General features: G+C 71.2%; 14 protein-coding genes and 1 pseudogene. 4 read left to right on the top strand and 11 right to left on the bottom strand.

Annotated features, from left to right (window positions below; translation table 11 throughout):
- From AB0H81_RS36830 to AB0H81_RS36815, 4 genes and pseudogenes are all read right to left on the bottom strand, one after another.
- Positions 1-522: pseudogene (locus AB0H81_RS36830) on the bottom strand (adenosine deaminase); the annotation flags it as partial.
- 124 nt (positions 523-646) lie between these two features.
- The gene (locus AB0H81_RS36825; protein WP_358384453.1) at positions 647-997 is read right to left on the bottom strand and encodes a cupin; all 351 of its coding nucleotides are present in this window, start codon (positions 995-997) and stop codon (positions 647-649) included.
- Positions 998-1,001: 4 nt separating this feature from the next.
- Entirely contained in the window at positions 1,002-1,694 is a 693-nt protein-coding gene (locus AB0H81_RS36820; protein ID WP_358384451.1) for a hypothetical protein, read from the bottom strand.
- Positions 1,695-1,994: 300 nt separating this feature from the next.
- A complete protein-coding gene (locus tag AB0H81_RS36815) occupies positions 1,995-3,404 on the bottom strand; it encodes an MFS transporter (protein ID WP_358384449.1) in 1,410 nt (469 codons plus the stop codon).
- Between the two features lie 87 nt (positions 3,405-3,491).
- Here AB0H81_RS36815 and AB0H81_RS36810 point away from each other — a divergent pair, with 87 nt between their 5' ends.
- Complete coding sequence (locus AB0H81_RS36810) at positions 3,492-3,875, top strand: MarR family transcriptional regulator (RefSeq protein WP_358384446.1); 384 nt, start codon at positions 3,492-3,494, stop codon at positions 3,873-3,875.
- A gap of 157 nt (positions 3,876-4,032) precedes the next feature.
- Here AB0H81_RS36810 and AB0H81_RS36805 read toward each other — a convergent pair whose 3' ends face one another.
- The 6 genes from AB0H81_RS36805 to AB0H81_RS36780 all read right to left on the bottom strand — a co-directional run bounded on the left by AB0H81_RS36805 (position 4,033) and on the right by AB0H81_RS36780 (position 11,097).
- Positions 4,033-5,307, bottom strand: coding sequence for a thymidine phosphorylase (locus AB0H81_RS36805; RefSeq protein WP_358384444.1), 1,275 nt, complete (start codon positions 5,305-5,307; stop codon positions 4,033-4,035).
- Positions 5,307-5,714 (bottom strand): cytidine deaminase, encoded by a 408-nt coding sequence (locus tag AB0H81_RS36800; RefSeq protein WP_358384442.1) that lies wholly within the window; start codon positions 5,712-5,714, stop codon positions 5,307-5,309. The genes AB0H81_RS36805 and AB0H81_RS36800 overlap by 1 nt, the downstream gene beginning before the upstream one ends.
- Positions 5,714-7,021, bottom strand: coding sequence for an ABC transporter permease (locus AB0H81_RS36795; RefSeq protein ID WP_358384439.1), 1,308 nt, complete (start codon positions 7,019-7,021; stop codon positions 5,714-5,716). The genes AB0H81_RS36800 and AB0H81_RS36795 overlap by 1 nt, the downstream gene beginning before the upstream one ends.
- Positions 7,018-8,157, bottom strand: a complete 1,140-nt coding sequence (locus AB0H81_RS36790) for an ABC transporter permease (RefSeq protein WP_358384437.1) — start codon at positions 8,155-8,157, stop codon at positions 7,018-7,020. Before AB0H81_RS36790 ends, AB0H81_RS36795 begins: the two co-directional genes overlap by 4 nt.
- Positions 8,157-9,884 (bottom strand): ABC transporter ATP-binding protein, encoded by a 1,728-nt coding sequence (locus AB0H81_RS36785; RefSeq protein WP_358384434.1) that lies wholly within the window; start codon positions 9,882-9,884, stop codon positions 8,157-8,159. Before AB0H81_RS36785 ends, AB0H81_RS36790 begins: the two co-directional genes overlap by 1 nt.
- A gap of 139 nt (positions 9,885-10,023) precedes the next feature.
- Positions 10,024-11,097: a BMP family ABC transporter substrate-binding protein gene (locus AB0H81_RS36780; RefSeq protein ID WP_358384431.1), complete on the bottom strand. Its 1,074-nt coding sequence runs from the start codon at positions 11,095-11,097 to the stop codon at positions 10,024-10,026.
- Positions 11,098-11,384: 287 nt separating this feature from the next.
- On the opposite strand from AB0H81_RS36780, the gene AB0H81_RS36775 reads away from it, so the two are divergent.
- Positions 11,385-13,286, top strand: coding sequence for a Xaa-Pro dipeptidyl-peptidase (locus AB0H81_RS36775; protein WP_358384428.1), 1,902 nt, complete (start codon positions 11,385-11,387; stop codon positions 13,284-13,286).
- A gap of 35 nt (positions 13,287-13,321) precedes the next feature.
- On the opposite strand, the gene AB0H81_RS36770 is transcribed toward AB0H81_RS36775, so the two are convergent.
- Positions 13,322-14,551, bottom strand: a complete 1,230-nt coding sequence (locus tag AB0H81_RS36770; RefSeq protein WP_358384425.1) for a M20 family metallopeptidase — start codon at positions 14,549-14,551, stop codon at positions 13,322-13,324.
- 569 nt (positions 14,552-15,120) lie between these two features.
- Between AB0H81_RS36770 and AB0H81_RS36765 the strand changes: the two genes are divergently transcribed.
- Positions 15,121-16,488 carry a peptide ligase PGM1-related protein gene (locus AB0H81_RS36765; RefSeq protein WP_358384423.1) on the top strand — a complete coding sequence of 456 codons (1,368 nt, stop codon included), beginning with the start codon at positions 15,121-15,123 and terminating at the stop codon, positions 16,486-16,488.
- 247 nt (positions 16,489-16,735) lie between these two features.
- Positions 16,736-17,809: a D-alanyl-D-alanine carboxypeptidase gene (locus AB0H81_RS36760; RefSeq protein WP_358384420.1), complete on the top strand. Its 1,074-nt coding sequence runs from the start codon at positions 16,736-16,738 to the stop codon at positions 17,807-17,809.
- Positions 17,810-17,861 lie beyond the last annotated feature (52 nt).

Here is a 17,861-nt window from a genome sequence, read left to right as displayed (position 1 = left end):
GCCGGCGATGTCGAAGCCGACCACGCCGACGTCGCGGTAGCGCACGGCCAGCTCGGCGATCTCCATCGAGCGGGCGGCGTGCCGCATCGCGGTCAGCAGCGTGCCGACGCGGATGCCGCGCCCCTCCGAACCCTGGCGGAAGCCCTCCAGCACCGCCTCCACCACCTGGTCGAGGCTTAGCCCGGCGGTGGTGTGCTGCTCGGGCGCGAAGCGGACCTCGGCGTAGACGACGCCGTCGGCGGCGAGGTCCTCGGCGCACTCGGCGGCCACCCGGACCAGCGCGTCGCGGGTCTGCATGACGCCCACCGTGTGGTCGAACGTCGTGAGGTAGCGCTCCAGCGAGCCGGAGTCGGACGCCTCCTCGAACCACCGCCGCAGCTCGCCGGGGTCGGTCGTGGGCAGGCCGCCGTAACCGGCCTCGCGGGCCAGCTCCACGATCGTCTCGGCGCGCAGGCCGCCGTCGAGGTGGTCGTGGAGCAGCACCTTGGGCGCCCGGCGGATCTCGTCAAGCGTGAGGCTCATCAGGCCATGATATGTGGCCTCCCGCCTGCCTCAGGGAGCGCGTACGCCACGCCCGCGCCCCTCCCCCTTTGGGGCCGGGCACGCTGGTCCCCCTTGGGCCGGGCACGCGGGCCGGGCACGCGGGTCACTCGCGGCCGGCGGCCTCGGGGCTGAAGGCGGGCAGGCAGACCGCGACGTACTCGGCGCCCTCGGGGCCGGCGCTGTAGCGGATCTTCTCCCCCGGCTCCGACACGACGCTCTGGCCCGCCGACACCTCGGTGACGCCCCCGGCGTGCTCGATGACGACCGTGCCGCGCAGGACGACGGTGTACTCGGTGAACGACGGCGTCTGCGCGGGCTCCTCCCAGCCGGGCGGCGCGACCATGTGCGCGATGGAGATCGCCTCGTCGCCGCTGTTGACCCGGCCTATGTGCTCGTCGATGAGCTTGCCGCCGGGCACCGGGATCCGCGTGGGTCCTTCGATCCTTCTCACCACCGTGTCAGTGTGCCACGTCGATGACCAGGCGGTCGGGACGGGTGTACTCGCGCACCCGGAACGGCGCCTTGGAGGCGGCGACGATCCCGGCGCTCACGCGGCCCTCGAAGTCGCCCGCCTTGAGGATCCGCGTGACATTGCCCAGCGGCCCGCCGAGCGGGGCGCCCGTCCAGGTCGGGGCGCCGTCGTCGGTGTGCGCCTGGGCGGGGGTGAGAAGGACGTACAGGCAGGGGCGCCCGTGCAGGTCGAACGGCTTGCCGGAGCCGTCCTGCTCCAGCTCGTCCACCCAGCGGACGGTGTAGCCGGGCATGCCGCCCTTGAGGTCGACGACGACGCGGTCGAACCCGTCGTGGCGGGCGGCGCGGACCCCGGTCACGAGAACGGGCTCGCCGCGGTCGCGCTCGACCCGGACGGGCGCGGTGCCGGTCGGGAGGGGCGTGGGGGCGAGCTCGTCGGGGCCGGCGGTCCCGGTGGGGGCGGGCGTGCCCGGCGCGGCGGGGGTCGCGGCCGGGCCGGTGGCGGTGTCCTCGCCGGGCCGTACGGGGGCGGTCGGGTCGGGGGAGATCGTGGCGGTCGCCGCGCCGCCCGAACCGGTGCCGCAGGCGGCCAGGGGGGTCACGGCGGCCAGGACGGCGAGCCCGGCGAGGAGGCGCAGCCGTGCCGCCGGGCGCGCCGGGGCCGGGGATGACGTGCTCATACCGGGGAAATGCCCGGCCGGGGCCGCCGCGAAGCCCGGACGGCACGGTCCGTGATACCTGAAGGGCGCCGTTGTCACGGTGCCTGCACGGCGCGGGTCGTCGTGCGGCCTGCACGGCGCGGCTCGTCGTACGGCCCGGACGACGCGGGTCGTCGTGCGGCCTGGACGACGCGGGTCGTCGTGCGGCCTGGACGACGCGGGTCGTCGCGGTGCCCGCACATGGCGAAGGGCCCCGCCGCCGTGGCGGGGCCCTTCGCTCTCAGGAACCGGGCTTGCGGTCGGAGACCTCCGGCACGAGGCTCAGACGGTCTCGTACGCCTTGACCTCGGGCTCCTCCGCCAGGGCGGGCTTGGCGGGACGCAGCCCGAAGGCGGAGATCCCGAGCCCCACCACGGCGAGGATCAGCGACACCACGATCGCGGAGCGCAGCGCGCCGATGGACAGGCCGCCGCCCGGGCCGGAGGTGAGGACCGCGGTGACCACGGCCAGCACGATCGCGCCGCCCACCTGGCCGGAGGTGTTGAGCAGGCCGGAGGCCAGGCCCTGCTCGTCGTCGTCCACGCCGTTGGTGGCCTGGATGTTCAGCGAGGGGAACGACAGCGCGAACGCCACGCCGAGCAGGAGCATGCCCGGGATGACCAGGCCGCCCAGGCTGGGCCGCTCGTCGATGCCGAGGAACATCGCGTAACCGCCGGCCAGCGCGGCGGCGCCGACGACGATGAGCTTGCCGGTGCCGAACCGGTCGGCGAAGTCGCCCATCTTCGTGGACGTCACGGCGACGAGCAGGCCGGCGGGCAGGAAGGCGAGGGCCGTGCCGAGGGCCGACCAGCCGAGCAGGTTCTGGAAGTACTGCATGGCGACGAACTGGAAGGCCACGTACGAGCCCATGAGGATGAGCAGGCCGAGGTTGGCGCGGACGAGCGAGCCGGAGCGCAGGATGCCGAGACGCACCAGCGGGTGGCGCATCCGCAGCTCGGCGAAGACGAACAGGCCGAGCAGCGCGGCGCTGGCCGCGAGCGAGCCGATGGTGCGGACCGAGCCCCAGCCGGCCTCGGGCGCCTGCACGACGGTGAAGACCAGCAGCAGCATCGAGGCGGTGATCAGCACGGCGCCCAGCAGGTCGTGGCCGCCCTCGGCGCGGTCCTCGGCGACGCGGGGCAGCACCTTCAGCGCGGCGACGAGCGCGATGATGGCGATCGGCACGGGCATCAGCAGGGTCCAGCGCCAGCCGATCTCGGTGAGCAGACCGGAGATCACCAGGCCGAGCGAGTAGCCGCTGGCGCCACAGGCGGTGAAGATGCTCAGCGCCCTGTTGCGCTCCGGCCCCTCGGGGAACGTGGTCGTGATGATCGACAAGGCGGCCGGGGCGGTGAAGGCGGCGGACACGCCCTTGACGAAGCGGGCCACGATCAGCAGCGTCCCGTCGTCCACGATTCCGCCGAGCAGCGAGGCGAGAGCGAAGACGCCCAGAGCGGCCAGGAACACCCTGCGCCGCCCGAGCAGGTCGGCGGTCCTGCCGCCGAGCAGCAGCAAGCCGCCGTAACCGAGCACGTAGCCACTGACGACCCACTGGAGGGATGACGTGGACAACCCCAGATCGTGCTGGATGGAAGGCAACGCCACACCGACCATCGAGACGTCAAGGGCGTCCAGGAAGATCACAGCACAGAGCACGGCGAGCGCGCCCCAACGAGATGAGGAAGACGACATGGGTCTGTACATTACATGCATCCGCATCTAATGCAAACGCATTTAATGCCGTTGCATAGGATTTCGCGGAGTGGTAACCTCCGCGTCATGGACGAGGAGTTCGTCGTGATGTGGCATGACGTCCTGGCCAAGCACGCCAGGACCATGTGCATGCTGGAGCGCGAGCTGGGCGACAAGCACGGTCTCGGCGCCAGCGAGTTCGAGGTGCTCGACCGGCTCGCCCGCCACGAGCGGAAGCTGCGGCTCCAGGAGCTGTGCGACGAAGTCCACCTGAGCCAGAGCGCGCTGTCGCGCGTGGTCGCCCGGCTGGAGAAGGCCGGCCTCGTCCTGCGCGGCGCCTGCGAGGCCGACCGGCGCGGCGTGTTCGTGTGCCTCACCGACGACGGCCGCGCCCGCCACACGGCGGCCCTGCCGACCCAGCGCGCCGTCCTCGCCGAGGTCTTCTCCGACGCGTCCGTCCCCGTCGCCTGACCCGCCTGACGGCTGGCCGCCCGGGCCGCCGCCTGACCCGCCGCGTCCGTCGCCGGACGCGCCAGGCGTCCCTGTCGCCTGGAGCGCCGAGGCCCCGCGACGACACGACAGAGCCCGTGCGAGACGTCTCGCACGGGCCCGTGAACGTCGCGGGGCGCTACGCTGTGACGCGGTCGATGACCAGCGGCAGGTGCTCCCCCGCCCCCGGCCCGACCTCGTAGCCGCCCTCCAGGGCCGCGAGGGCCCGCTCGAAGCGGGCGCTCTCGTCCGCGTGCAGAGTCATGAGCGGCTGCCCCTCGCGGACCGGGTCGCCCGGCTTGGCGTGGAGGGTGACGCCGGCGCCGAACGACACCGGGTCCTCCTTGCGGGCCCTGCCCGCCCCGAGCCGCCAGGCGGCCAGACCGACCGCGTAGGCGTCCAGGCTCGTCAGCACGCCCGACGCGGGGGCCGCGACGGTCATCGTCTCGGCCGCCCGGGGCAGCGGCGCGTCCGGGTCGCCGCCCTGAGCGACGATCATGCGGCGCCAGTGGTCCATCGCGGACCCGTCCTTGAGCGCCTGCTCCGGGTCCTTGCCGGCGATCCCGGCGGCCTCCAGCATCTCCCGCGCCAGCCGTACGGTGAGCTCGACCACGTCGGACGGCCCGCCGCCGGCCAGCACCTCGACCGACTCCTCGACCTCCAGGGCGTTGCCCACGGCGAGCCCCAGCGGCCGGTCCATGGCCGTGAGCAGCGCCACCGTGCGCACGCCCGCGTCGGTGCCGAGCGCCACCATCGTCTCGGCCAGCTCGCGGGCCCGCTCCACGGTCTTCATGAACGCCCCGGAGCCGACCTTGACGTCGAGCACCAGCGAACCCGTGCCCTCGGCGATCTTCTTGGACATGATGGACGAGGCGATGAGCGGGATCGACTCGACCGTGCCGGTGACGTCGCGCAGCGCGTACAGCTTCTTGTCGGCGGGCGCCAGGCCGGAGCCCGCCGCGCACACCACCGCTCCGGCGGAGCGCAGGACGTCCAGCATCTCGTCGTTGGACAGCGAGGCCCGCCAGCCGGGGATCGACTCCAGCTTGTCGAGCGTGCCGCCGGTGTGACCCAGGCCGCGGCCGGAGAGCTGCGGCACGTACGCGCCGCACGCGGCCACGAGCGGCGCCAGCGGCAGCGTGATCTTGTCGCCGACGCCGCCGGTCGAGTGCTTGTCGGCGGTCGGCCGGTCGAGCGCGGACCAGTCCATGCGCTCGCCGGAGCGGATCATGGCCTGGGTCCAGGCCGCGATCTCCCCGCGGTTCATGCCGTTGAGCAGGATCGCCATGGCCAGGGCCGACATCTGCTCGTCGGCGACCTCGCCGCGGGTGTAGGCGTCGATCACCCAGTCGATCCGGTCGGTCGTCAGCTCGTGGCCGTCGCGCTTGGCGACGATGACCTCGATGGCGTCCATCAGGCGCTCCGCGACAGGTCGTCGGGGCCGAACGCGTAGGGCAGGATCTCGGCCATCGGCTTCGCCCCGTCCACGGTCTCCACCAGCAGGGCCTCGCCGCCGAACTCGAACAGCAACTGCCGGCAGCGCCCGCACGGCATCAGCAGCTCGCCGTGCCCGTCCACACAGGTGAAGGCCACCAGCCGGCCGCCGCCCGAGGCGTGCAGCGCCGACACCAGGCCGCACTCGGCGCACAGGCCGAGCCCGTAGGAGGCGTTCTCCACGTTGCAGCCCGTCACGACGCGGCCGTCGTCGACCAGCGCGGCGGCCCCGACGGGGAACTTGGAGTACGGCGCGTACGCCCCGTGCATGGCCTCCGTGGCGGCGGCCCGCAGCCCGTCCCAGTCGATGTTCGTGTCGGTGCCCATCAGTGTTGCTCCCCCCGGCGATAGCGCACGCCGTCGGCCTTGGGCATCCGCAGCCGCTGCGAGGCGACCAGGAGCACGAGCAGCGTGAGCACGTATGGTGTGACGTGGACGAGTTCGTCCGACAGCTTGTCGACCGTCAACCAGAGCCACAGGAGCGCGATCGCGCCCAGTGCGGCGCCGGCCAGCAGCGTGTAGTCCTTGGGTGTTCGGGTGACGGCCACGTCGCCCTGAACCGGCGCGAGCATGGCCCGGATCCGCACGCCGACGTAGATCAGCAGCAGGATGGCACCGAACAGCAGGATCGACGTGACCGCCCCACCGCCCCCACTGCTGCGCAGCTGGAGGCCGTCGGCGTAGCCGAACAGCGCGGCGCCGGCCGCGAGCCCGCCGGGCCGCCAGTTGCCGAAGATCATGGCGGCCAGGCCGATGAAGCCGCGGCCCTGGGTCTGGCCCTCGACGTACTTGGTGGTGATGAAGACCAGGAACACGCCGCCGAGTCCGGCGTAGGCGCCGGAGATGACGACCGCGGCGTACTTGAGGCGGTAGACGTTGACGCCCAGCGACTCGGCGGCCCACGGGTTCTCGCCGGCCGAGCGCAGCCGCAGGCCGAACGCCGTGCGCCAGAGCACGAAGAACGTCAGCGGCAGCAGCAGCACGGCCAGGATGACCAGCACGTTCACATTGTGCGTCAGCCCGCGCAGGATCCCCGCCACGTCCGACACGAGGAACCAGTGGGTGCGCTCCAGGCCGCCCAGCCAGTCGGGGCCGGAGGAGAGCAGCGGCAGGCTGGGAGTGGGCGCCTCCCACTTCAGTGGCGGCGAGGTGGTGATGCCGGCGCCCGCCGCGGCGGCCGGGGTGCCCTCCTTGTAGAGGACCTCCGACAGGAAGCGGGTGATGCCGGGGCCGAGCAGGTTGATGGCGACGCCGCTGATGATGTGGTCGACGCCGAAGGTCACGGTCGCGACCGCGTGGATGAGCCCGCCCAGCGCGCCCGCGAGCAGGCCCGCGACGACCGCGGCCCACGGCCCCCACTGGTAACCCGCCCAGCCGGCGAACCAGGTGCCGAGCACCATCATGCCTTCGAGGCCGATGTTGACCACGCCGGCCCGCTCGGCCCACAGGCCGCCGAGACCGGCCAGGCCGATCGGCACCGCCAGCATCAGCGCGGCGGCGAACGTCCCGGAGGAGGTGAGGTCGTTCTGCCCGGAGATCATCCGGACGAGCGACATGAGCAGGACGAGGACGGCGACGCCGATGAGCGCCAGGTGGTACTTGCGGATCCGGGTCGCGCCCGCGACGGTCGTCATGCTGCCACCTCAACCGGAGTGTTCCTGCCGAGCTGTCGCGCGGCCCGCCGTTCCTCGCGCCGCAGCGCCATCCTGCTGGTGATCTCGTTGGCGACGACCACCAGGAGCACGATCGTGCCCTGCATGATCGCGATGACCGAGGGCGGGACGTCAGCGAACTGCAGCGGCCCCTGCGCCCGGTCGAGGAAGCCGAACAGCAGCGCGGCGACCGCGATGCCCGCCGGCCGGTTGCGGCCGAGCAGGGCGACGGCGATGCCGAGGAAGCCGAGGCCGGGGGTGAAGTTCGAACCGAAGTTGTGCTTGTCGCCGAGGATCTCCGGCAGCCCGATCAGGCCCGCGATCGCGCCGGACAGCACCATCGCGGCGATGACCATCTTCTTCGGGTTGACGCCCGAGGCCAGCGCGGCCGTCGGGTTGAGGCCGCTCGCCTTGACCTCGAAGCCGAACCTGGTCCGCTCCAGCAGCACCCAGACGGCCACGCCGAGCAGGATCGCCACGGCGAGGAAGCCCCACAGGCCGCCGCCGCGCGGCGCGGGCAGCCCGAAGATCTCGAACAGGCCGTTGAGGTTGGGGAACCAGGCCGACTCGGGCAGCGTGGGCGTGCTCGTGGTGAGCTGCCCCTTGGCGCGCTCGCCGGTGAACGGGCCGCGCACGAGGAACGCCGCCAGCTGGATGGCGATGTAGTTGAGCATGATGGTCGAGATGACCTCGTTCACGCCCCGGGTGACCTTCATCACGGCCGGGATCAGCGCGTACAGGCCGCCGACGGCCGCCGCGACCACGATGATCACGAGGATCTGGATCGGGGCGGGCAGCGAGAACTGGGCACCGACGAACGCGGCGCAGAGGGCCGCGATCCGGTACTGCCCCTCGACGCCGATGTTGAAGAGGTTCATCCGGAAGCCGACCGCCACGGCCAGGCCGGCGATGAACAGCGGGACCGAGCGGTTGATCATGGTGGTGACGCCGTTCACCACCGCGCGTTCGGTGTCGCCGAAGTTGAACAGTGCCGCGAACGCCGCCTCCGGGCTGGCGCCCGCCGCGCTGATGGCGACGCTGGAGATGGCCACCGCCAGCACGATCGCGATGGCGGCGCCTGCGACGGTGAGCAGCGCCCGGTAGAGCCCCGCGGGCATCACGCCTCCTCCGCGCCGGTGTGGGGGCCGGCGTCAGTCCGCGTGTCGGTACGCGTGTCGGTCTGGGTCACGGCCGCGTCGTTCGGCGTCACGTCCGGGCGGACGTCGGCGGCCGCGGCGGTCTCCGCCGTGGAGCCGCTGATCGCGCCGGTCATGTAGCCGCCCAGCCGTTCGGGGGTCACGTCGGACGGGTCGAGCCGGGCGACGAGCCGTCCCCGGTAGATCACGCGCAGCGTGTCGGACAGGCCGATCAGCTCGTCCAGGTCGGCCGAGATGAGCAGCACGGCCAGCCCGGCGGCGCGGGCGGCGCGCAGGTGGTCCCAGATGGCGGCCTGGGCGCCCACGTCCACGCCCCGCGTGGGGTGGGCGGCGATGAGGAACACCGGCTCGCCGCTCATCTCGCGGCCCACGATCAGCTTCTGCTGGTTGCCGCCCGACAGGGCCAGGGCCAGGGTGTCCACGCCGGGGGTGCGGACGTCGTAGTCGTCGATGATGCGCTGGGTGTCGGCCTTGGCGGCGCGCCGGTTGATCCAGACGCCGCGGCGGGAGGGCTCGCGCGTCTGGTGGCCCAGCACGCGGTTCTCCCACAGCGACGCCTCCAGCAGGAGTCCCTGCCGGTGGCGGTCCTCCGGGATGTAGCCGATGCCGGCCTCGCGCCGCTTCAGCGTGCTCCAGGAGCTGATGTCGGCGCCGGCGAGCTCCACCGAGCCGTGCACGGGCCGCATGCCCATGATCGCCTCGATCAGCTCGGTCTGGCCGTTGCCCTCGACGCCGGCGATGCCGAGGATCTCGCCCCGGTGGATGTCGAACGACACGTCGTCGAGCAGGAGCCGCCGGCCCTCGGCGCGCAGGCCCGCCGTGAACTCCGCGACCGGCGTGCCCTTCGGCATCGGCCGGAACCCGTCGGCCTCCATGGTCAGCCCCGACACGCTCAGGGCCACGGTTTCGGTCACCGTGGACTCGCGGGTCTCGGGGGTGGGCAGCTCGCTGCCGACCATCAGCTCGGCGAGCTGGCGGGCGGTGACCTCGCGCGGGTCGGCGCTGGCGACCGTGGTGCCGCGCCGGATCACGGTGATCGCGTCGGCGATGCTGAGCACCTCGTCCAGCTTGTGCGAGATGAAGATGACGGTCAGGCCGCCCGCCTTGAGCTCGCGCAGGTTCTCGAAGAGCTCGTCCACCTCCTGCGGCACGAGGACCGCGGTGGGCTCGTCGAGGATGAGGATGCGGGCGCCCCGGTAGAGGACCTTGAGGATCTCCACGCGCTGCCGGTCGCCGACGCCGAGGTCCTCGACCAGCCGGTCGGGGTCCACATGCAGGCCGTGGGTGGAGGACAGCTCCTGGATGCGGGCGCGCGCCCGGGCGGCGTCGAGGGCGCCCGCCTTCTTCGGCTCGGCGCCGAGGACGACGTTCTCCAGCACGGTGAAGTTGTCGGCCAGCATGAAGTGCTGGTGCACCATGCCGATGCCGGCCGCGATCGCGTCGCTGGGCGTGCGGAACGACACCTCCGTGCCGTTGATCTTGATGGTGCCCTCGTCCGGCTTCTGCATGCCGTAGAGGATCTTCATCAGGGTCGACTTGCCCGCGCCGTTCTCCCCGACGATCGCATGCACCGTGCCGGGTTCGACGGTGATGCGGATGTCGTGGTTGGCGACGACGCCGGGAAAGCGTTTGGTGATGCCCTCCAGCTCGACGGCGGGTCGCGCCGCGGCGGGGGCGTCGGCGTTCATTGGTCGCTCACCGTTCCTCATTCGCTCCGCTCCGGATCGCTGGTTCACTCCCGCGCCTCCGGGCCGGGTGGAGCGGGCGCAATAGACCGAAGGCCCGGCGTACGGACTCCGGGCCCTCGGTCGTTGTCCCTGTCACACGCTACGGCTTGGCCGAAACGGTGATCTTGCCGTCGACGATGTCCTGCTTGGCGGCGTCGAGCTTGTCCTTGATGTCGTCGATCTCGCCACCGGTGGTGGCCAGGCCCACGCCGTCGACCTTGAGGTCGTAGACGGTGTTGCTGCCGCCCTTGGCGCCGCCCTGGAACGCCTTGATGAACTCGAACACGCCGACGTCCACGCGCTTGAGCATCGAGGTCATGATGACCGACTGCAGGTCGGTCTCCTTGATGGTCTGGCGCTGGTCGGCGTCGACGCCGATGGCCTTCTTCTTGGCCGCGGCGGCCGCCTGGAACACGCCGAGGCCGGAGTCGCCGGCGGCGTGGTAGACGATCTCGGCGCCGTCCTGGTACATCTTCTCGGCCGCCACCTTGCCCTTGTCGGGGGCCTTGAAGCCGCTGAAGTCGCCGTCGGGCGTGAGGTACTTGACGTCGATCTTGGCGTCCTTCTTGACCGACTTCACGCCGGCCACGAAGCCCGCCTCGAACTTCTTGATCAGGTCGTTCTCGACGCCGCCGACGAAGCCGACGTGGCCGCTCTTGGCCTTCAGCGCCGCGGCCACGCCCGCCAGGTAGGAGCCCTGCTCCTCGGCGAACTGCAGACCGGTCACGTTCGGGGCGTTGGAGGCGGAGTCGACGACCGCGAACTGGATGTCGGGGTACTCCTCGGCGGTCTTCTTGATGTCCTCGCCGTAGGCGAAGCCGACCCCGATGATCGGGTTGTAGCCGGCGTCCGCGAGCTGGCGCAGCAGCTCACCGCGGTTGGAGCCGTCGGAGGCCGGGCTCAGGTCCTTGATGTCCGCGCCGAGTTCGGTCTTGGCCTTCTCCAGGCCCGCGTACGCGGCGTCGTTGAAGGACTTGTCGCCGCGCCCGCCGACGTCGAACGCGAGGCCCACCTTGAGGGCGCCCGCCTTGGGGGCGTCGCTGCTGGCGCCCGCGCTGGGCTGGGAACTCGCCGAGGTGTCCCCGCCGCTGTTGCCGCCACAAGCCGCGGCTGCCATGAGCATGGCGCCGGCCACCGTGCCGACCGCCATCCTGCCGAATCGCTTGCCGAGCAAGTCGACTCCCTTCCAATAACCCGCCGTCAGACTTCATCGCAGGCGCGAAGAAAAGTACGGCAACTCAAACGGAAGATAGTTGCTTGGTCTGGGCGCTCCAAACCGGCACCCGGGGTCGCAACCGCTCCGTTATCGACATCTCTCGCGTCCGTGACCTGATCTGCGGATACAGAGCCGCCCAAGCACCCCGACATCCTTTGCCGGATTTTGACCAGGGAGGGGCCCTTGCCCTCGCTCCGATCATGGCAGAGATTCGATCAGAGGTGGAATGGTCGTCTGGAGATCTCATGCGTCGTCGCAAGGTCCTCGCCGTGCCCCTGGCCAGCATGATCGCGCTCACGCTCGCCTGGGGGCCGCCGCCCGCCGCGGCCGGCGGCCCGTCGATCGTGGTCCGGGACGGCGTCACGCAGCCGGTCTTCTCCCGGGCCGAGGCGATCAAGCAGACCGTGTACGTCGAGGTGGCGGGCACCGACAGCGACGGCGACGGCGCATCCGACCGCGTCGCCGTGGACATCCTGCGCCCCAAGGAGACCGACCAGGGACTCAAGGTCCCGGTGATCATGGAGTCGAGCCCGTACTACGCGGGCGGCAACGACGTGGCCAACCACGTCGTGGACGTCGACGCGGACGGCAATCCCCTGCCCACCCTGCGCGCCCGCTCCGACAAGCTGACCGCCGAGCCGTTCGCCGGCTACTACGACAACTACTTCCTGCCCCGCGGCTACGCGATCGCGCTGGTGGAGAACCTCGGCAGCGGACGCGCGACCGGCTGCCCGACCACCGGCGACCGCAACGAGACCGCCGGGCCCAAGGCCGCGATCGACTGGCTGAACGGCCGGGCCAGGGGCTTCACCGCCGAGGGCGAGCCCGTCACCGCCTCGTGGGCCACCGGCAAGGTCGGCATGATCGGCGTGTCGTACAACGGCACGCTGGCCAACGCGGTCGCCTCCACCGGCGTCGAGGGGCTGGAGACGATCGTGCCGATCGCCGCGATCTCCTCCTGGTACGACTACTACCGGGCGGGCGGCGGCGTGGTCGCGCCGGGCGGTTTCCAGGGCGAGGACGCGGACGTGCTCGCGAAGTACGTGCTCACCCGGGCCGACGGGCAGCGGGTGTGCGGCCCGGTCGTCGACCGCCTCACGGCCGAGCAGGACCGGATCACCGGCGACTACAGCCGCTTCTGGGACGCCCGCAACTACCTGCGCGACGTGGACAAGGTGCGGGCCAGCGTCTTCCTGGTCCACGGGCTCAACGACTGGAACGTCAAGACGGGGCAGTTCGCCCAGTGGTGGCGGGCCCTGGCCAGGCGGGACGTGCCGCGCAAGATCTGGCTGCACCAGGGCACGCACATGAACCCCTTCAGCCTGCGCACCGCCGAGTGGCTGCGGCAGCTCCACGGCTGGTTCGACCACTGGCTGTACGGCCTGGCCGGCGGGACGGCGCGCGAGCCGCAGGCCGACGTCGAGACCGCGCCGGGCACCTGGCAGCGCTACCGGTCATGGCCCGTGCCCGGCGCCGTGCCGGTGCGGCTGCACCTCGGCACGGGCGGCCGGCTGGGGCTGGCGCCCCCGGCGGGGATGGGCAGGGCGGGGCTGGCCAGGGAGGCGTTCACGGACCAGAAGTCCCGTACGGCCGAGCAGCTCGCCGAGTCGGCGCCCGCGCCGGACCCGAACCGCCTCGCCTACCTCACCTCGCCGCTCCCGGCCGATGTGCGGGTCTCCGGCACGCCGTCCGTGTCGGTCACGGCCTCGCTGTCGGGCGGCCCGTCGCCGTACCTGACGGCGCTGCTGGTGGACTACGGCACGGACGTGCGGCCCACCGGCACACTGGTGCCGACCGGGGAGACGCTCTGCTACGGCCAGGGGGTGCCCGGCGACACGGGGTGCACGCCGCTGCGGACGCTCGGCACCGCGACCACCCCGTACATGATCGTCTCCCGGGGCTGGCTGGACACCCGCAACCGGCACCGCTTCGACGTGACCGAGCCGCCGAAGCCGGGCCGGGAGTACACCTTCCGGTGGGATCTGCAGGCGACCGACCACGTCTTCAAGAAGGGGCACCGGCTGGGGCTGGTGATCCTGTCGACGGACCGCGACTTCACGCTCCGCTACCCGGAGGGCACCAGGATCACACTGGCCCCGTCGCGCTCGGCCTTCACGCTGCCGGCCTCGGTCCTGCCCCTCCTGTGACCTGCCGTCCGGCACCCCGGCGAGTGGCGCCGGGGTCAGGCCAGGGAGGTGATGGGATCGGTGGCGGTGACCGGGCTGGACTCCCACAGGGCCGTCAGCGCGGTGGCGGCCATGAGCCGCACGCCCATGCCGATCGCCGACTCGTCGACGTCGAAGGTGCCCTGGTGGATGTCGTAGGTCTCGCCGCCCGGGGAGCGGGTGCCGAGGCGGGCGAACGCGCCGGGGACCGACTCGAGGTACCAGGCGAAGTCCTCACCGCCGAGCGACTGCTGGGTGGGGGCGACGGAGCCGGGGCCGAGGGCCCGCTGGGCGGCCTCGGCGAGCATCTCGACGCTCATCTCGTCGTTGACCACCGGCGGGACGCCGCGGACGTACTCCATCTGCGCCTCGATGCCGTACGCGCCGGCGACGGAGTCGAGCAGGGCCTTGATGAGGTCGGGGGCCGCGTGCCAGGCGTTCTCGTCCAGGCAGCGCACGGTGCCCTCGGCGACGCCGTCGTCGGGGATGGCGTTGGCGGCCGACCCGGCCTCGACCTTGCCCCAGACGAGGCTGAGGGAGCTGCGCGGGTCGACGCGGCGCGACAGGGCGGCGGGCAGCTCGGTGAGCACCTTGGCCAGCGCGAAGACGAGGTCGGCGGTCAGGTGGGGGCGGGCGGTGTGGCCGCCGGGGCCGGAGACCCGCACGACGAGCTTGTCGCAGGCGGAGGTGATGGGGCCCGGCTTGAGGCCGACGTGGCCGACGTCGAGGCGGGGGTCGCAGTGCAGGCCGAAGATGCGGTCGACGCCGGTGATGCCGCCGTGGGCCATGACCTCCAGCGCGCCGCCGGGAAGCTCCTCGGCGGGCTGGAAGATCAGCCGCACGCGGCCGGGCAGCAGCCCCGCGGCGGCCTGCTGGGCGAGGAAGAGCGAGGTGCCGAGCAGGATCGTGGTGTGGACGTCGTGGCCGCACGCGTGGCAGGAGCCCGGCACGGTCGAGCGGTAGGACACTTCCTTCTCGTCCTGCAGGCCGAGGGCGTCGATGTCGGCGCGGAGCGCGACGGTGGGGCCGTCGCCGCTGCCGACGTCGCAGATCAGGCCGGTGCCGCGCGGGAGCACGGAGGGGAGCAGGCCGGCGGCGCCGAGCCGGTCGGCGATGCGCTGCGTCGTGCGGTACTCGGCGAAGGCCAGCTCGGGGTACCGGTGGAGGTCGCGCCGGAACTCCACCAGGTCCTGCTCGTGCTCGCCCAGGAACGCGTCGAGTTCTCCCCGCAGCTCACGTCCCCGCATCAGTCACCGTCCCGTTCCATGCCGTGGGACGTCTACTGCCCCATGCCCACGGCCCATATCGTCAAATGTCGTTACTCTGAACGTTGTTACTGTCCCGTCTTGGTCTCACAGAGGCCGCTGCCCGGTCAGGGCAGCGACCCGGCGGATCGAAAGCCGGACCCCCGAGGCTGGTGCCAGGGTCGTCGGCAACGGGCGCGGCCGGAGGACTCCGTGTGGAGGGCAACCGCGACAGCCCCGGAGCACGGTGGGTGACCGTGAGCCCGATGGCGATGGTTCGACTTTATCGCTCCCGCGCCCCGCCCCGCGGACAACTACCCCAAAAATTAGCCGACGGCATGCCCGTAACCCGGTGGCGTCACGGTTCGGGAGGGGCAAGTGACCCTGAAATAGTCACAACGGATCATTAGATGGTGACCCGTTGACACCACTTCCAAACTTGCTGCCCGATTTCGAATCCTGTCACCTTCTGTCATGGTCATGCCACTGCGACGACGGCTGCTTTAGCGAAAAATGCGTGCTTCACTCGCAATATGATCACTAAAATCCCGTTCGGGGAGAAGTATGCACGGTTGAGCATCTTCGAGCCGAGCGAGGGGACCCTGGTGGTCGTGCCCTCGCTCTCCCTTCCGCAGGACGAGCTGCGTCGCATCACAGCCGCGAGGTGCTACGAGGAGCGCCTGCTCTTCCTCCTCCTCAGCCTCCGCGAGCCCGGGGTCAAGGTGGTCTACCTCTCCTCCATGCCCATCGACCAGGAGATCGTCGACTACTACTTCGGCTTCCTGCCGGACCCCGAGGACGCCGCCAAGCGGCTCACGCTCATCAGCCTCGACGACCCCCGCACCCAGCCGCTCACCCGGAGCCTGCTCTCCCGGCCCGAGATGATCGAACAGGTCCGCGCGGCCATCGACGGCGAGGACGCCTGGATGGTCCCGTTCGTGCCGAGCGAGCTGGAGGAGGAGCTCGCCTCGTCACTCGGCGTACCCCTCTACGGACCGGCCACCTCGCTCGCCTACTACGGCTCCAAGAGCGGCGCGCGCGAGGTCGGCCAGGAGGCCGGCGTGCCCATGGCGCGCGGCTTCGGCGACCTGCGCACCCAGGCGGAGATCCAGGACGCCATCGACGCGCTGCCGGGCGAACGGGTCATCGTCAAGCTGAACGACGGCTACTCCGGCCTCGGCAACGCCATCGTCAGCAAGTCGGGCGCCTCCCGCTTCAACTTCTCGGCCGCCGGCGAGACCTGGGACACCTTCTCGGCCAAGATCTCCGAGCGGGGCGCGGTGGTCGAGGAGTTCATCGAGCACCGGCCGCTGTACTACCCGAGCGCGCTGGCCCGGATCACCCCGGGCGGCCACCACGACGTCGTGGCGACGCACGACCAGGTGCTCGGCGGCGCGAACAACGACGTCTACCAGGGCTGCACGTTCCCCGCCGCCCCGGAGTACCGGACCGAGGTCGGCGCGTCGGCCGCCAGGATCGCCGCCATCCTCGCCGAGCGGGGCGTGGTCGGGCTGTTCGGCATGGACTTCTTCGCGCTCAAGGCCGACGCGGGTTACGCCGCGCTGCTGTGCGAGATCAACCTGCGCATCGGCGGCACGACCCACCCGTTCGGCGCCGCGATCCTGACCACCGGCGCCACCTACGACCCGGGCACCGGGCTGCTCATGGCCGACGGCCGGCCCAAGTACTACACCGCCACCGACAACTGCTCGTCGTCCTGCCTGCGCGGGCGCTCCCCCGGCGAGGTGACGCGACTCGCCGAGCGGCTCGGTCTCGGCTTCGACCACGCGGCCCGCAAGGGGAACGTCTTCCACCTGCTGGGCGCGATCCCGGAGCACGGGAAGCTGGGCTTCACCTCGATCGGCGACTCGCGCGAGGAGGCCGACGAACTTCATCGCCTGACCCGTCTCGCCCTCTGCGGAGCGCCTTCCAGCCGATGACGCCGACGACGGCACCGAGCACGAGGTTGACGGCGATCAGAATGCCGTGCACCACGTAGAACGCGGTCGGATGCCCGTCGGCCAGGTTAAACCCCAGATTCACCCACTCAAAGATCATGAAAATCCCGAGAAGAATGAGGAATCCGGCGATCTTTCGCGACATACCCACCCCTCTAGTATCGAGGTAGGACCTCCCGGGGAATGTGTCGCCACATGTGCAAGAACTCGAAGCTAGTCTGAGATCGCCATGTGGACGAAACTGGTGCCTGCCACGGCACTCCTCGCCGCGGTCACACTCACCGGGACCGCCCACGCCTCACCGACGGCGCCCGTCTATGCCTCACCGGCGACGCCCGCCGCGCCGACCCTGACCTCGCCGGCGGTGCCGGAACCGGTGGGGGGCGAGCGGCTGGTCCGCCACGGCATGGTGGCGCCCGACGGCGTCAAGGAGCCGCCCAAGACCAAGGCGACCTCGTACGTGATCGCCGACGCCGGGACGGGCGAGGTGCTCGCGGCGAAGAACCCCCATGGCAGGTACCTCCCGGCCAGCACCCTCAAGATCCTGACCGCCGTGACCCTCATCCCGCTGCTCGACAAGAACAGGACGGTCAGGCCCAGCCGCGAGGCCGTCAACCAGGAGGGCAGCGCCGTCGGCCTGACGACCAAGCCGATCTACAAGGTCGACGACCTGTTCAAGGCGCTGATGATGTCGTCCGGCAACGACGCGGCGATGGCGCTGGCCGAGGCCAACGGCGGCCTGCAGAAGACGCTGCGCGACATGAACGCCGAGGCCCGGCACCTGCAGGCCAACGACACCGTCGCCAGGACGCCGAGCGGCCTCGACCAGCCCGGGCAGAGCAGCTCGGCCTACGACCTCGCGCTCATCGCCCGCGCCGGCCTCGCCAACCCCGAGTTCCGGCGGTACGTGAGCACGAAGGTCGCCAAGTTCCCGGCGCCGAAGAACTACTACGAGATCAGCAACCACAACAAGCTGCTGTGGCGCTACAAGGGCATGATCGGCGTCAAGAACGGCTGGACGTCCAAGGCGCTCGGCAGCTTCGTCGGCGCGGCCACGCGTGACGGCCACACGATCATCGTGGCGATCATGCGGCACGACGGCTACTTCTGGGAGGAGGTGGCCGGGCTGCTCGACTGGGGGTTCGCCAACCGGGGAAAGGTGACGCCCGTCGGGCGGCTGGTCGACCCGCTGCCCGCGGCCGTGCCGAAATTCCGGGTTGAAAATTCTTTAAGAATATTGAATATAGGCCCTCACTCTCTTCTGACTTGTAGAGTTTCTGCAAGAGATCCACTGTTAGTCTGATGGGATTCCCTTTATGGGTAACCCGACCCTTCTCTCTGGCTGCCCTTAAAAG

Source organism: Nonomuraea sp. NPDC050691 (genome assembly GCF_040654455.1).
Lineage (GTDB): Bacteria > Actinomycetota > Actinomycetes > Streptosporangiales > Streptosporangiaceae > Nonomuraea.
Note: the sequence above shows the minus strand (reverse complement) of the source record. Positions and strands in the feature narration are given on the sequence as shown.